Source organism: Curtobacterium sp. 8I-2, from assembly GCF_902506155.1.
Lineage (GTDB): Bacteria > Actinomycetota > Actinomycetes > Actinomycetales > Microbacteriaceae > Curtobacterium > Curtobacterium poinsettiae.
Genome location: NZ_LR732826.1, coordinates 683,197 through 699,278 on the forward strand (window position 1 = coordinate 683,197; position 16,082 = coordinate 699,278).

The window sequence follows — 16,082 nt, forward strand, 5'->3', positions numbered from 1 at the left end:
GAGTGGTGGAGCCGAGGTCAGCGGCTGCGGCTGCGGAGGACTCGGCGTCGGCGTGCGGCCTCGAACGTGATCGCGACAGCGGCGGCACCGAGCGTGAGGATCCGGGCGGCCGGACGGCCGTGGGTCGAGGCGGCCAGCCGCAGTGCGCCGACGAGTGCGAGTGCCCCGGCAGCACCGGTCGTGGTCGTCGCCTGCCGGTCTTCGAGGTCGATCACGAGCCGGGTCCCGCCGAGGGCGGTCGCCGCGATGGTGGAGCCGGTGCCGACCAGGTGACTCCCGGGTGCACGGCGGAACGCTGCAGCGGCGAGTCCGAGCCCGGACAGGAGTTCCAGAGCCGGGATGCCGAGCGCGTGTGGAACGCCCGGCTCGAAGCCCCGGCGCTGCATCTGTTGGGCTCGTGCGCGCAGCGGCGTGCGGCGAACCGTGCTGATGCCGTACCTGGCGAACAGCCCACCGGTGACGAGGTCGATCCAGCTGGTCAGTTTCACGTTGTGCTCCATTAGGTTGTGCACAACCTAACACGTGAATGTCCTCCGGCCCGGATCCTGGAGCCCTACCGGTGCCACCGACCTCGGAGGACGATGACCGACTGGGCGTGCCCTTGATCCGGAAAGCGAGGTTGCAGGAGACACCGAGAGCGAGGTCGGAGGGACGGAGGACCCGTCGAGGATCGGGCACGTAGGCAGTCATGGAGAAGCCGGCGGGAGCGACGTCCGTGACGTCTGGGCATCGGCATCGCCCGTACTCCCCCTCGCTCGACCTTCACGGCGAAGACTTTGCAGGGCGGGATATTGGCAGTACGACCTCGATGCCTCCAGGCAGGGGCAGGTCTCTCGACATAGGCCGTTCATGTTGTCCTCGAGCACACCGGATAGGGGTGCCCTCATTTAGGCCAGCGCCACCACCGTCGAGGGCGATCAATTGTGACGGCCGCCTGATCGGGGAGACCAAGCAGCTCCTCAATGCGAGCACCTCCAAGATCGCCGTAGACCACGTGTAGGAACCGCGCCCGCCGAAACTGCTCTCGCCAGATCTTGGACATTTCGAAGTCCGTCAGGTCGATTGTCAGCCAACGGGTCTCATCCGCATCCGTCAGGCACAGCTCATCGCCGGCGAGCCTGACGGACCAGCCGGCGGGAACTTCTAAAGCATCGCGGGTCGGGTCGTGCTCCGGGAACCCAGCCAGGCGCATAGCCCTGGGTTGGGGATCCTCCCATCCGTGCCCTCGGTTCGTTGTCGCGCTGATGTTGAAGAACGCCACTCCCGGCAAACCAACCGGGGACGCGAACAGCCACACCATAACGTCCCGGCCGCCGTCGTACATACGCGTCAGTTCCACGTTTCGGTCCGCGAGAAACCCCTCCGAGAACAGCTCCCACGGCAGGCTGAGGGCATGCGAACGATCGAGAATTGTCACCTGCTCGCTCCACATCGACACCTCATCAGATCTCAGAGGTTTGCCCGCATGCTCTTCGACCACCCGCAGCGCCTCATGCATCTTGTCCAGAGGCGGATGTTCAGCGCTGGCCCCCTTGAGGATCGTGAGTCGCGCCCACTGATGGGGCGCGAGATCCTCCAAGCTGCTGTGCCACTCGAGGAATCGCTTCCACGATGTGTGCCAGCGGGGAGGTAGCTGTGCGAGCATCCGCTGCTGCAGGCTGTTGAGAAGTGCCACACCCACGTATATTCCAGTCTCTACGATCTCGTGCTCCATTGCGCCCGTGTCACGTGCCGCGTTCGCAGCGATCAGGAACGAGTCCATCGCCTCGTCCCACTGTTCGTGTTGCATCAGGATCAGCGCCCGCTCCGCGGCCTCCGCCAACTGGATCGACCAACTAGCAAACGCTGTGTCGGGGATCGGATCGTCGCTGAACCCCGCTAGCAACTGGACTTTTCGCACTTCGGCGAGTAGCCCTGGCTCCGGGGTACCGAGAATGCGCAGAGTTCCAGCCATCGTCTCCAGCGCTGCCTGAATGATCGGGGTCGAAAGTGCATCGGGATGACCGTTTGCCACGTCCAGCGCGAACTCTACGACCCGGCTTATGCGATCCGTGTGCGGTGTCCGTGCCAGCGCTATTGTGAGTCGAGCCGCGCTAACGAAGAAGTACTCCACCAGCACTGTTCCAGGGAGCGGGTTGTCCGAGATGCGTTCGGCGTACACCCCCGCTGCCTGCGTCAACCAGAACGCGGCCTGCTCAGCCGACCCGGTTAGCAGCAAGAGATCCCCGGCGTTGTGCATGGCCGGCGCAAGCTGAAGCTGATCTCCGACCTCGACCATCGTGACAGCAGCGCTCAACACACTGGTGCCTGCAGGCAGGTAGGACGCCGCTGCTCGAATGCGTCCCGCGTCACGCAATGGGCGCGCGCGGCCGTCCAGCGCATTGCTCAGTGCAGGGATGTACACCCCCGGGTACTCCCAGCGGCCATCTCCCACAAGACCCAACGATTCGTGGATGGCGATCCGATCGCGCCCAGGAGCATCCTGGTCACGCGAGTCCTTCAGGAACCGCGTCACCAACGACGAGCTACACAACTCCTTGAGAACGACCTCCTGCTCGAAACTATCCAGGCGGAGATCCTCGGGGAGCGCCTCGACGGCGCCCACCAACGCATCAAGGGGCACGTCGTCCCCGCCACACAGAAGGCCCATTAAGAGAACAACACGTGCCGGCTCGCTCAGATCATTCCAGGCGAGGAGGATCGCTTGGACGGCGGTGTGCGTGTATCCGGCCGGCACGGACTGGTCCTCATCGAGATCCACCTCTCCTACACCAATGAGATAGTCCGGCAGTGTGGATAGGCGACCCCCACGACGGGCAATCCAATGGCAGGCCATGTCGATCGCCAGAGGCCAGTACCCCATAGTCGATGCCAACTGTTCGACATCCTTCGTCAGAGCGTGCCCCTTATCGTCGCCCGCACCCAGACGCCGGCGTACGAGTTCGGCGGTCTCCATCAGTGTGAACGCGCCGATCGGACACACGCGCGCATGAGATGCCGGCCAGTTACCGTCCTGCGACGTGATGACCACGTCGCCGAACCCGGACGAGGGCAGCCAACCGTCGATCGATGCCATCGAGGGTGCACCATCCAGGACAAGTAGCCAGGGGTATGGGATCGACGCCAGCACATCCCTCAGCGCCTGGGAGGGGGACACCGAAGGATCAAACGGCTGTCCCAGCTGCTCCAACAACGTTGGCACCTGTGCCTGCAGGAGTTCCTCGGACCCGGCGGCTAACCAGATCGCACAGAAGAACCGTTCGCTGTTGGTCTTGACCCACCCACTCACCGCACTCGACTTGCCGGTCCCCGCCGCCCCCGTCAACACGGCGACGCGTGGCACTCCCCCGGAGGCCCCGAGGAGTTCGGTGTCCAGGAATGACGTCACGCGGTCCCGATCGATCACCTCACCGATGGGGAGGCCTAGAAGACGACCGTACTGACGCCCCCCCGATGTCTGCGCTAGCTGCTGTCCAGGCAGCCGAAGGATTGCGGCCACCATGGGAGCGTCGATGTACTGGTCCCTCACAGCAGTCGCCTTCTCGTCGACGAGATCTCGCAGCCGTGACACCACGAGTTGAGTGATGTTGCCCGCGTTCTCGGCGTGGATGATTGACCGATACCGTGCGACGCGATCGCGCAACCGTTCCGCGATCGATCCCAACGTCTCCGACACGTCCGTGCGAACTGTCGAGACCCGTGCCGCCTGAGGGGCCAGCCCTTCAACAGGCAAACCGGCCGCAAGGGCCGAGACAGCGTCTTGCGCGGGCCCGGTGAGCCGCCGATTCGTGCGGATCTCGAATCGACCTGACCCCGCATGCTCCGCATGCAATGTCGACAGCATCGAGATCACGTCGGGTCGTGACAGCTGCGTTGATGAAGTGGGCAGTGACGACTTCACCTGAACGGCTACCCGCGGCGCATCACCCGGAGAGCTGATCAAAACGTAGTCGGCCGAGTCCTGCCCTCGCACATCGACACCGATCCGCCACGACCCGGCTGCGTCGGCGTCAAAGGCGTCTAAGAGCGCTTCAATCGTGACCAGATGCTGATATCGGAAACCCGCCGCGGCGTCCGCGCCCCCTGAACCCGACATGACAATCCACCCTCACCGCGTACCGCGCAACGTGACTTTATTCATTGCCTCGCTCCGCGTCGTTGTCCTGTCACCCTACTGGGCCACCCGGACACCCGCTTCGACCGCGGTCTCGACCGGCGACGGGCAGCACCGGTTGTTCAGATCAGATGGTCCGCGGATGGATTCAGTACCGACTGCAGGGGCCGATTCTCCGGACAAACTATCCGGGATATCCGTACACGAAGCAGCAGCACGGGTCGTCACTGGGCGAGACCTCTCCGCAGATCTGCGGTGATCGCGGCATCGACAAGGCCCGCGCCATGCGGTGAGCTCTCCACCATGACCGCCTTAGCCTCTCCGGCCCGGACACCTACCGGTCGATCGCCAATCCAAAAGGCATTGACGTCGACGAGGTACTCGCCGCACTGCAGCCCTCGGTGACCGTTGAAGGTACCGCCGCAGAACTGGCCCGCTCCCGGGCGCTCGACGTCACCAACAACCCCACCCTGCTGGTCCAGACTCCCGCCGACCCTGTCACGATCAGCAGCCCGGCGAGCTACATCGAACCTACGATCGCCAGTAGCAGCGATTGCACCACAACCGTCAGAACAACAGTCGTCACTCGTCGTCGACGATGACGAGCTTCAGACAAAGATCGTGTCCAGCGCGATAGTCCCAAAGCTTGTCGTGCCACAGTCGCCCGACAACGACACCCGGACTGACACCGATGGAATCCGCAAACGCGCGCACCTGCTCCTTGCTCTTCAGGGACGGCAGCTGCTGCTCTTGTGAGCGCGGAATGAGCGTCATTGACGCGAAGTCATTAGCCTCGCGCTCCGCGGGGTCGGCCTCTACATCAGCGTCTGCAGGGCGGATGTGGGTGCGCTGGTCTTGATGCAGGAGCACGTGACCGATCTCGTGGAAGAGGGTGAACCAGAACTGGCCGTCGTTTCGGCCTCGGGCGGTCAGGGCGATCACCGGGCGCCCGTTGATCCATCTGGTCGCTCCGTACATACGGGCGCCCTGAACCTCCGGAACGTAGATCAACTGAACGCCCGCTTTCGCGAGCGACGCGACCAGTTCAGCACCGAAGGTCTTCGAGGGCGTCATAGAGAGCTGTCGAATCTCCGGAAGCAGCTCCTGTAGCACCACGTCGTCGAAAGCCGGCAACGCATCTGTTGAAGCTGCAGCTTCCATCTCGCCCAGCTTGAGCCACGTCGCGAGCGCATATTCATCAACCGGATGGGCGGTGCCTTGGCGATACGCGACGGCTTGCCGCGCGATGGCTTGCCGAAGTGCGTCCACTGATCCAACCTGGAAGAAGGCAAGGAGTTCCATCGCTAGGGCGCCTGGCTTCTTCAGGGTCCCTGTGATCCTGCCGATCTTTCGAAGGTGCGATAGTGGGAAGGAAGCCGCGAGCTCCTTCGCTGCTACAAGCTCCTCCGTGAGACCGAGTCGGGCGACATCAGCTCGGTACGTTGCTTCCTGGCTAAGCCAGACACGCGCAGCGATACCCGTAACCAGCTCCAGCTTCGTTGCGACGTCGGGTGTAAGCGGCGCTCCTCCGAGGAGCTTGCTCACGTGCTTCGGCGTCACTCCCATGCGGCGAGCAAGCTCGGCCTGGGAGACGCCGCTCTCCTCCAACCACTCGGCAATGTACTCGCCTGTGGGAACGGCGTAGTCGGTGCTCGTAGACATGTCGCGCTCCTCTCAGTGGTAGTCCTCGATGCTCTGAACTTCGGCGGTGCAGCTGGAACCTGTTTCAGAGAACTGCACGACGAGACGGTAGTTGGCGGACAAGCTCGCGCCGTAGACGAGCACTCCCCGTCCTGTCAGCGGGTGCCACTTGCCGAGACCGTCGAGGACGTCAGCGACGACAAGCGCGGACTCCAACTGCTTGATGCGGTTGCGGAGGTTCTTCGGGATCGGCTCCGGGTGAGCTTTCCGCATCGCCTTGTCCGACGTGCAAATCTGCCGGAGCTTCTTGTCTGAGTAGAGTACCTCCATCCTACGACACCGTTACCCGACAGGTAACACCCTGCCACCAGGTGTGCAACCGTGTCACGAAAGAGAGCATTCCTTCATTCTCGCTGATAGCGGGTCTGTGACGCGCGCCTTCTACGACACGCGGCACTGCAGGTGAACTTGGCACGACGGCGCGGAACTTGACCGCAACCTTCTCGACATGCGGCGGCAGGCCTCGCCTACTGAGCATCTGGACGCTTCTCGGACAGACACCGGCAGCAGCCCTGTGGACGAAAGGTCGTCGGCATGCACAAGAGAAGCCGGGACTTCACAAGTTCTGGAACTGAACACTTCTGCTTGGACGCATGGGACAGCGGCCCAGCGGCTCGCGACAACTTGTGCTCGCTTCACACTCGTCGCAACACATCCTGCACCTACTGCGGCATGTCGACGAACCGCGAGAACATCCCGTGGAACGCCACGGTGATGGTGTCCGTCGGCCCGTTACGGTGCTTCGCCACGATCAGGTCCGCCTCACCCTGACGTGGGTTGTCCTTCTCGTACGCCGACTCACGGTGCAGCAGGATGACCATGTCGGCGTCCTGCTCGATGGAGCCGGACTCACGCAGGTCGGAGATCGCGGGCTTCTTGTCGGCACGCTGCTCGGGCCCACGGTTCAGCTGCGACAGGGCGATGACGGGGACCTGGAGCTCCTTGGCCATCAGCTTCAGGGCACGCGAGAACTCGGAGACCTCTTGCTGGCGGCTCTCGACCTTCTTGCCGGACGTCATCAGCTGCAGGTAGTCGATGACCACGAGCTTCAGGTTGTGCTGCTGCTTGAGTCGACGGCACTTGGCGCGGATCTCGACGAGCGTCATGTTGGGGGAGTCGTCGATGAAGAACGGGGCGTCGTTGATGCGACCGCGGGTCTGCGCGATGGTGGTCCAGTCGCGGGAGTCCACGGTGCCCTTGCGCATGTTCTGCAGCGGCACGCTGGTCTCGGCGGAGAGCAGACGCATGGCGATCTCGGCGCGGCCCATCTCGAGCGAGAAGAACGCGGCGGTCTGGTCGTGCTTGATCGCGGCGGCGCGGCACAGGTCGAGCGCGAGCGTCGACTTGCCCAGCGCAGGGCGGGCGGCGACGATGATGAGCTGTCCGGGGTGGAAGCCGTTGGTCAGGCCGTCGAGCTGCGCGAACCCGGTCGGCACGCCGGTCATCTGGCCGTCGCGGCCCTTGGCGGCCTCGATCTCGTCGAGGGCGGCGGAGATGGCGTCGGTCAGCGGGACGTAGTCCTCGGTCTGCACACCACCGGCGACGTTGTAGACCTCGGCCTGGGCGCTGTTGACGAGGTCGGTGACCTCACCTTCCGACGCGTAGCCCATCTGGACGATGCGGGTGCCGGCGTCGACCAGCCGACGGAGCACGGCCTTCTCGGCGACGATGCCGGCGTAGTAGCCGGCGTTCGCGGCGGTCGGCACCATGCTCGTGACGCTGTGCAGGTACTCGGCCCCGCCGGCACGGGACAGCAGGCCGGTCTTGGTCAGCTCGTCGGTGACGGCGATGACGTCGGTGGGTTCACCGTGCGAGTAGAGCGACAGGATCGCGTCGAAGATGACCTCGTGCTTGGGGACGTAGAAGTCCACGCCGCGTGCGGTCTCAATGACGTCGGCGACGGCGTCCTTCGACAGGAGCATGCCGCCGATGGTCGACTGCTCCGCGAGCATGTCGTGCGGCGGGGTGCGTTCCATGCCGCGCTCCGCGTAGTCCTGCGGTGCGGGCTCAAGATGTGCGATCGACACACGCTCTCCTCTGTTGACGACACGGACCGGAACCGGCGGGACAGCACCCACCGGCCGGAACCCGCACCCCTGTTTCTACCCCCGGCGACCGACATCCCCGAGTCGCTGGCCCAAGGTACGGCCCGAGAGTTATCCCCAACAAACGGACCTGTGGATAACTCTGTGGAGAGGCTGCGGAACACGCCGGACTGCTGTGTGGACAACTGTGGAGGAGCCTGTGGAAAAAGGCCCGTACGAACACACTTTCGACCGCTTGACCTGGTCTTTTGTGTTGCACACGGTGTGTGGAAAAGTGGGGTTCAACTACCCCTTGAAGGTTCCGATTTGACACGTTTCCACTGTGTAAAACGACTTGACAAGCACCCCTCCTGTGGGAAGATTTCTCGGCCCGCTCCCAGCCAACGTGACCCCGTCTGAACCGTAACCAGCCAGGCCGAGTCGAGCCGCGCCTCCAGTCTGGCGACCGTCTCGGCGACAGCCGTACGACAAGCCGCGCGACCGCCCCGGGAACACAACGACGGGCGGGCCTCCCGGAGGAGACCCGCCCGTCGTGGAGCGGAACGTCAGTGCTACTTGGCAGCGACGACCTGGAGCGAGATCACGGCAGTGATGTCCTCGCGCAGGCGCACGGTGGCCTCGTGGTCACCGACGGTCTTGATGGTCGCGGGGACCTCGACCTTGCGCTTGTCGAGCGAGCCGACGCCCTGCGCCTGGACGGCGTCAGCGACGTCGCCCGGACGGACGGAGCCGAACAGACGACCGTCCTTGCCGGCCTTGACCGACAGGGTGATGGTCGCGTTCTCGAGCTTCATCTTGAGGTCCTGTGCCTCTTCGATGGTGGCGAGCTCGCGCGCGGTACGCGCGGCACGGATCGACTCGACCTGCTTCTCGCCGCCCTTGGACCACGCGACAGCGAAGCCCTGGGGGATGAGGTAGTTGCGGGCGTAGCCGTTCTTGACGTCGACGACGTCACCAGCGGAACCGAGGCCGGAGACCTCGTGGGTGAGGATGAGCTTCGACATGTGTCGACCTCCGATCAGCGGCCGGAGCCGGCGTAGGGGAGGAGCGCCATCTCACGGGCGTTCTTCACGGCACGGGCGATGAGGCGCTGCTCCTGGACGGAGACGCCGGTGATGCGACGGGCGCGGATCTTTCCACGCTCCGAGATGAACTTGCGAAGGGTCGCAACGTCCTTGTAGTCGATGACGCCGACCTTGATCGACTTCGCGGGAGCAGCGTTCTTGCCGCCCTTGCCGCGAGGCTTCCGGCGGTCGCCGGTGCTCTTTCCAGCCATAGTGATTTGTCCTTAGAAGAAAAGTTGTGTGTCCGTCGGAACCGGGAGGGTCAGTCCGGAACTCGCAGTTGCCGCTGTCAGGCGGCGCTGCGTGCTCCGATCAGAACGGGGTCTCGTCGTCGAAGTTGCCGCCGGGGGTGCTCCACACGTCGTTCGACTGTGCGTTGCCGCCACCCTGCTGGCCGCCCTGGGGAGACCAGGGCGCGTCCGACTGAGCGCCACCGTTGTTGTTCCAGTTGCCGCCGCCGTTGCCCGCGGGGGCGTTGCCGCCGCCGCCGACCTGGCCACGACCGCCGCCACTGCCACCCGCTGCGCGGGTGATCTGTGCGGTCGCGTAGCGGAGCGACGGGCCGATCTCGTCGACCTCGAGCTCGATGCTCGTGCGCTGCTGGCCCTCACGGTCCTGGTAGGAACGCTGACGCAGACGACCCTGCGCGATGACGCGCGAGCCCTTGGTCAGCGAACCCGCCACGTGCTCGGCGAACTCGCGCCACACACTCGCACGGAGGAACAGCGCGTCGCCGTCCTTCCACTCGTTCGCCTGACGGTCGAACGTGCGAGGGGTCGACGCGATGGTGAAGTTCGCCACGGCGAGCCCGTTCTGCGTGTAGCGCAGCTCGGGGTCCGCGGTGAGGTTGCCCACCACCGTGATGACGGTTTCGCCGGCCACGGGTTACTCGGCGCTCGCGGTCGCGGTTGCGGCCTGGGAGGCGTTGGCGGCCTTGCGGGCCGCCCGTGCCTCGTCACGCTGCTTCTGGGCGGCGACCTGCGCGATGCCCTCTTCAGCGCGGAGGACCTTCGTGCGGAGCACGGCCTCGGAGAGACCGAGCTGACGGTCCAGCTCCTTGGCGGCCTCGGGCGACGACGTGAAGTCGACGACGGCGTAGATGCCCTCGGACTTCTTCGCGATCTCGTACGCGAGCCGGCGACGGCCCCAGACGTCCACGTTGTCGACGGTGCCACCCGCGTTGCGGATCACGGCCAGGAACTTGTCCAGGCTGGGAGCGACGGTACGCTCATCGATCTCGGGGTCGAGGATCGCCATCAGTTCGTACTGGTGCATGCGGAACCCACCTCCTCTGGTCTCAGCGGCCCCGGGCGGTTCCCGGGGCAGGAGGGTTGATGCATGTGCCCCAGACCACGCAGGTGCGCGAGGGGCAACCTGGGTAGCCTACCGGACTGCCTGGAGGCGCGCCACCGGCCTGTGGAGAACGGTTCCGCCTGTCAGGCGGTCGCGTCTCAGGCGCCGGTGGCGCCGGTGCCGCCGGTCTCGCCCCGGGCGGCCCACCACTCGCGCAGGCGCTCCTCGGCGGTCTCCTCGCCGAGGGGTCCTTCGTCCATCCGGGCCTCGAGCAGGAACCGGTAGGCCTCGCCCACGGCACGCCCCGGCGGGATGTCGAGGATCCGCATGATGTCGTCACCGGTCAGGTCCGGTCGGATCGACTCGAGTTCCTCTTGTTCCGACAGCACCCGGATGCGTTCCTCCAGGTCGTCGTACGCGAACGCCAATCGATCGGCCTTGCGGCGGTTGCGGGTGGTCACGTCCGAGCGGGTGAGCTCGTGCAGTCGCTCGAGCTGGTCCCCGGCGTCGCGGACGTAGCGGCGGACGGCCGAGTCGGTCCAGGCGCCCTCGGTGTACCCGAAGAAGCGCAGGTGCAGCTCGATCAGCCGGGACACCGCGGCGATGGTGTCGTTGTCGAAGCGGAGCGCACGGAGTCGCTTCTTCGCCATCTTCGAGCCGACCAGGTCGTGGTGGTGGAAGCTCACGGCGCCGCCGGGCTCGAGCTTGCGCGTCGCGGGCTTGCCGATGTCGTGCAGCAGCGCCGCGAGCCGGAGCACGGTGTCCGGGGGATCGCCGGCGTGCCGTTCGGCCTCGTATCCGATGGCCTGCTCGAGCACGGTGAGCGAGTGCTCGTAGACGTCCTTGTGGTGGTGGTGCTCGTCGACCTCGAGCCGCATCTCGGGCAGCTCCGGCAGGAACCGCTCGGCGAGGCCGGTGTCGACGAGCAGCCGGATGCCGGGGACGGGGTCGCTGGTGTTGAGGAGCTTGACGAGCTCGTCGCGCACGCGCTCGGCGGACACGATGTCGATCGACGCGACGAGCTCCTGCATCGCGGCGCGCACGTCGTCGTCGACGGTGAACCCGAGCTGGGACGTGAACCGGGCCGCGCGCATCATCCGCAGGGGGTCGTCGCGGAAGGAGACGACCGCGGTCTGCGGCGTCCGGAGCCGGGCGGCGAGCAGGTCCTCGACACCGCCGTGCACGTCGACGAGTTCGCGGGCCGGCAGCCGCAGCGCCATGGCGTTCACCGTGAAGTCGCGACGGAGCAGGTCGTCCTCGATGGTGTCGCCGAACGCGACCTCGGGCTTGCGGGTCTCGCCGTCGTAGACGTCGCTGCGGTACGTGGTGATCTCGACCTGCTCGCCGGCGACCCGTGCGGCGATGGTGCCGAACTGGCGGCCGACGTCCCACGTGGCGCTCGCGATGGGTTCGACGATCCGCAGGATGTCGTCGGGCCGGGCGTCGGTCGTGAAGTCGAGGTCGGTCACCGGACGGCCGAGGAACGCGTCACGGACGGGCCCGCCGACCAGGGCGAGTTCGTGTCCGGCGTCGGCGAAGGCCCGAGCGAGGAGGTCGACGGGCTCGGTGGTGGCGAGTGCGTCGAGTCGTTCGACGGCCTGGGCAACGGACTGCATGACGGTGCTCATCCTCCCAGATCGAGGGCCCGAGTTCTCCACAAGCCGCGCGCGCACGGGTCCTGTTCATGGTCGCGCCTCATACACTCGTGCTCGGCCCGAACCGACCCCGTGGCCCGCTCCCCGTATGCAGATGCTCCGCACCACGCTCGCCGCAGCCGCGTCGACCCTCGTCGCGCTCGGCCTGGTCGTCGCGCCCGTCACCACCGACCACGCCTCGGCCGCCACGGTCTCCGCACCGAAGAGCCACGTCGCCGACCCAGCCGCCGCCGACGCGGGGAAGGCGACCATCTCGATCGCCCCCGCGAACCGGGGGATCGTCCAGCGCGACCAGGACCTCACCCTGTCGGTCACCGTCACGAACGACACCGACGCAGCCCTGCCGGCGGGCACCGCGGAGTTCGACATCTTCCGCTCGGTGAGCACCCGGGACGTCCTGGCGAGCTGGCTCAACGACACCACCACAACCGGTTACCTCGGCGCCCCGATGGACTCCGTGGACATCCCGGCGGTCCCGGCGCACCGTTCGGTCACGATCGACTCGGTCGACATCGTCTCCGGCAACGTGGCACTCGGCGGGTACTCGTCGTTCGGTGCCCGGCGCATCGCGGCGGAGTACACGGCGGGTGACGCCTTCGCCGTCGACCGGTCCGCGATCACCTGGTACCCGGACTTCGAGCAGGCTCCGGTCAGCGTGTCCGTGGCGATGCCCGTCACGGTGCCGAAGTCCACCGACGGCATCCTCAGCGCTGCCGTGCTGGCCGCCGCGACCTCGGTGGACGGCACCCTCACGCAGCAGCTCGACGCGGCCGAAGACCACAACGTCGCCGTGGCCGTCGACCCGCGGATCATCGCCTCGATCCGGATCCTCGGCGAGAACGCCCCCTCGAGCGCGGTCAGCTGGCTCCAACGCCTGCAGGCCATGCGCAACGAGACCTTCGCGTTGCCATACGCCGACGCCGACGTGACCGGGCTCCGGCAGGCCGGGTCCGACGGCATCCTGTCGCCGATCTCCCTCGACGAGTCCGTCAAGGCCGAGAACTTCCCCGGCGCCGAGACCCCGGCGCCGACGCCGAGCGCCACCCCGGGGCAGACCTCGTCACCGGCGCCCGCCCAGGCCCCGGACGACGCCACGACCGACCCGGGGACCGACCAGGCGCAGGAGACCCTGCCCACCACGGAGTCCCTGCTCGACTTCCCCTACTCGATGGACCCGATCGCCTGGCCGACCGACGGCACGGTGTCCTCCGACGACCTCCCCGCACTCCGGCGAGCCGGTACCAAGACCACCATCGTCTCGAGCGGCAACACCTCGGCCGGCGCGGACACCACGATCGCCGCGTCCGAGAAGATCGGCGGCGACCACGTGCTCGTCTCCGACCAGTCGATGTCGTCGATGCTCCGCCGCGCAGCGACCGCCCCCGACCGCCAGAGCTGGTCGTCGACGATGTCCGAGCTCACCGCGACACTGGCCACCTCGGCCCGTGAAGGCTCGGCGACGGGCCCGATCCTGCTCACCCTGGGTCGCGAGTGGCCGTCCGACTCCACGCGGCTCAGCCAGGCGCTGGACGCGCTCGAGGGCACCCCGTGGGTCGCTCCCGCCGACCTCTCCACCGCCTCGGACGCCACACCCGGGTCACTGACGCTCGCCAGCGCGTCCACCGGCGAATCCCGCATCGACCAGCTCCAGAAGCTCGTGCGGGGGGAGCAGGGCCTCACCGCGTTCGCGACGATCCTCGGCGACCCGAACCAGCTGACGGCCCCGGCACGGCTCCGCCTGCTCGCCCTCGCCTCGAACGCCTGGCGCGATGACGACCAGGGTCTCGCAGCCGCGGTGGAGGCCCGAGCGGCCGCGTGGGCGAAGAGCACGACCGAGGTCGGCATCGTCGACTCGAGCAGTCTCACCCTGCTCGGCGACCGGTCGTCGCTGCCGGTGTCCATCCGGAACAGCTCCGACTACCCGGTCACGGTGCACCTGTCCGTGCAGCCGTCCAACTCGGCGCTCCGCGTCGTCCGCAACGACATCGTCGTCGAGATCCAGCCGGACTCCTCCACCCGTGCCACCGTCCCGGTGCAGTCGGTCGCGAACGGCACGGTCGAACTGACGATGTCGCTCTCGAGTCCGACCGGTGTCGCCGTCGCCCAGCCCGCCACGGTCGAGCTCAACGTGCAGGCGCAGTGGGAGACCGTCATCACCGCGGTCGCTGCGATCGCCCTGATCGGCATCTTCGGCTTCGGCATCTTCCGCAGCATCCGCAAGCGCATCCGGCGCCGCAACGGCGAACTCGACGACGAGGACGACGACGACCCGAACCGCCCCCTGGCGGTCCAGCCGACGGTCGGGGGCGCGCAGGCGACGACGACCCGGCCTGGAGGCACGGATCACCCCTCCGGAGCAGCCACCGCACCCAGCGTGGCCGCGTCCACGGCCGCTGCGGCCGCAGGAACGCCGGCCGCCGCGGCGGTGGACCACGGCCCCCTGCAGGACGCCATCGCGCGCGCCGGGGCCGAGCCGCGCCTCCCGTCCGACGGCGCACGCACCACCGTCGCGGACGACCGCGACGCCGAGGAGCCGACCATCAGCGCCAGCCAGCCCCAGCCCGACGTCGACGCCGAGCCGGTCGCCGAGCGCAGTCTCGGCCGGGCGAGCGCGATGCTCGCGGCGGGCACGATGGTGAGCCGGATCCTCGGCTTCGCGAAGACGTTCGTGCTCGCGTACGCGATCGGGCAGAACGCGAGCCCCTCGGCCAACGCCTTCGCGGTCGCGAACCAGCTGCCGAACAACATCTACGCGCTCATCGCCGGCGGTCTGCTGTCCGCCGTGCTCATCCCGCAGATCGTCCGCGCGATGAAGACCGGCACGGACGGCGGCCAGGCGTACGTCAACAAGATCGTGACGCTCGGTGGATCCGTGTTCGTCGTCATCGCGATCGTGGCGACGGTGTTCGCACCGTTGCTGGTCCGGTTCTACACGAGCTCATCGGTCGGCTCCGGGCCCGAGGCGACCGACCTCGCCGTCGCCTTCGCGTTCTGGTGCCTGCCGCAGATCCTCTTCTACGCGATGTACTCGCTGCTCGGCGAGGTCCTCAACGCGAAGCAGGTCTTCGGGCCGTTCACGTGGGCGCCGCTGCTCAACAACGTCATCGCCATCGGCGGCCTCGTCGTGTTCATCGCCCTGTACGGCACCAGCGGCAGCCAGCTCGACCAGTGGACGCCGGCGAAGATCGCACTCCTGGCCGGCAGCGCATCGCTCGGTGTCTTCGCCCAGGCCGCGTTCCTGCCGTTCTTCTGGAAGCGCGCCGGCCTGTCGTTCCGCCCCGACTTCCGGTGGCGCGGCGTGGGCCTCAAGTCCACGGGGACCGCTGCCGGCTGGCTCTTCGCGATGATCCTCGTCACCCAGATCGCCGGCATCGTGCAGTCGCAGGTCGCGTGGCTCGGACGGGACGACGGTCCGGGCAACGCCGTGCTCGGAAACGCCTGGCTGATCTTCATGCTCCCGCACTCGATCATCACGGTGTCCATCGCGACGGCCTACTTCACCCGGATGAGCCACGACGCCGAGCGCGGTGACCTCGACGCGGTCCGCCGCAACCTGTCGCTGTCCCTGCGCATCGTCGGGCTGTTCACCGTCTTCGCCTCGGTGGCACTGATCGTCGTCGCGGTCCCGTTCGGCCGCCTGTACGAGGGAACGTTCGAGAGCGCGCTGCAGGTCGGTGCCGTGCTCGTCGCCTACATGCCGGGTCTCGTCCTGTTCAGCATGCTGTTCGTCATCCAGCGCGTCTTCTGGGCGATGCACGACCACCGCACCCCGTTCCTCATGCAGTGCATCCAGTCGGTGCTCTTCGTCATCGGGGCCCTGGCGGTCTCGACGTTCCCGACCTCGGTCATCGGCATCGGTGTCGCCGCCTGCACCACGATCGCCGGATCGGCGCAGACGATCGTCGCGCTCGTGGTCGTCCGCAAGCGGCTGGGGCACATCGAGGGGCCGGTGATCACCCGGTCGCACGTCCAGTTCGTCATCGCGGCGCTGATCTCCGGCGTCGTCGGGCTCCTCGTCGTGAACTTCTTCGGTGCCTTCTCGGAGTCCGGGTTCGCGATGTCCGACCGCACCGGGGCCCTCATCACGATCGTCCTGACCGGCGCCGCGATGGTCGCCGTGTACTTCGGAGCCCTGGTCGTCGCGAAGAACGGCGAGATCGGCAACGCCGTCCGGATGCTCCGCAGCAAGCTCGGCCGCTGATCCCAGCCG

11 protein-coding genes are annotated in these 16,082 nt (G+C 67.0%); 1 reads left to right on the forward strand and 10 read right to left on the reverse strand.

Going from position 1 to position 16,082, the window contains the following annotated elements; all coding sequences use genetic code 11:
• Nucleotides 1-17: 17 nt before the first annotated feature.
• The 10 genes from BOSE127_RS03355 to BOSE127_RS03400 all read right to left on the reverse strand — a co-directional run bounded on the left by BOSE127_RS03355 (nt 18) and on the right by BOSE127_RS03400 (nt 11,833).
• On the reverse strand, nt 18-488 hold the full coding sequence (locus BOSE127_RS03355; protein ID WP_159556174.1) for a hypothetical protein: 471 nt from the start codon (nt 486-488) through the stop codon (nt 18-20).
• A gap of 395 nt (nt 489-883) precedes the next feature.
• Nucleotides 884-4,096 (reverse strand): hypothetical protein, encoded by a 3,213-nt coding sequence (locus BOSE127_RS03360; RefSeq protein ID WP_159556175.1) that lies wholly within the window; start codon nt 4,094-4,096, stop codon nt 884-886.
• 600 nt (nt 4,097-4,696) lie between these two features.
• Nucleotides 4,697-5,776 carry an ImmA/IrrE family metallo-endopeptidase gene (locus tag BOSE127_RS03365; RefSeq protein ID WP_042539962.1) on the reverse strand — a complete coding sequence of 360 codons (1,080 nt, stop codon included), beginning with the start codon at nt 5,774-5,776 and terminating at the stop codon, nt 4,697-4,699.
• Between the two features lie 12 nt (nt 5,777-5,788).
• Nucleotides 5,789-6,085 carry a hypothetical protein gene (locus BOSE127_RS03370; protein WP_042539965.1) on the reverse strand — a complete coding sequence of 99 codons (297 nt, stop codon included), beginning with the start codon at nt 6,083-6,085 and terminating at the stop codon, nt 5,789-5,791.
• A 392-nt stretch (nt 6,086-6,477) separates the two neighbouring features.
• On the reverse strand, nt 6,478-7,842 hold the full coding sequence (gene dnaB, locus BOSE127_RS03375) for a replicative DNA helicase (protein ID WP_031260130.1): 1,365 nt from the start codon (nt 7,840-7,842) through the stop codon (nt 6,478-6,480).
• 569 nt (nt 7,843-8,411) lie between these two features.
• Nucleotides 8,412-8,864, reverse strand: a complete 453-nt coding sequence (rplI, locus tag BOSE127_RS03380) for a 50S ribosomal protein L9 (protein WP_017887835.1) — start codon at nt 8,862-8,864, stop codon at nt 8,412-8,414.
• A 14-nt stretch (nt 8,865-8,878) separates the two neighbouring features.
• Nucleotides 8,879-9,136, reverse strand: coding sequence for a 30S ribosomal protein S18 (gene rpsR / locus BOSE127_RS03385; protein WP_017887834.1), 258 nt, complete (start codon nt 9,134-9,136; stop codon nt 8,879-8,881).
• 100 nt (nt 9,137-9,236) lie between these two features.
• Nucleotides 9,237-9,806 (reverse strand): single-stranded DNA-binding protein, encoded by a 570-nt coding sequence (locus BOSE127_RS03390; protein WP_017887833.1) that lies wholly within the window; start codon nt 9,804-9,806, stop codon nt 9,237-9,239.
• A gap of 3 nt (nt 9,807-9,809) precedes the next feature.
• The gene (rpsF, locus tag BOSE127_RS03395) at nt 9,810-10,199 is read right to left on the reverse strand and encodes a 30S ribosomal protein S6 (protein WP_056072707.1); all 390 of its coding nucleotides are present in this window, start codon (nt 10,197-10,199) and stop codon (nt 9,810-9,812) included.
• 176 nt (nt 10,200-10,375) lie between these two features.
• Nucleotides 10,376-11,833: a CCA tRNA nucleotidyltransferase gene (locus BOSE127_RS03400; protein ID WP_159556176.1), complete on the reverse strand. Its 1,458-nt coding sequence runs from the start codon at nt 11,831-11,833 to the stop codon at nt 10,376-10,378.
• Nucleotides 11,834-11,960: 127 nt separating this feature from the next.
• Here BOSE127_RS03400 and BOSE127_RS17300 point away from each other — a divergent pair, with 127 nt between their 5' ends.
• Entirely contained in the window at nt 11,961-16,073 is a 4,113-nt protein-coding gene (locus BOSE127_RS17300) for a DUF6049 family protein (RefSeq protein WP_236559488.1), read from the forward strand.
• Nucleotides 16,074-16,082: the final 9 nt, after the last annotated feature.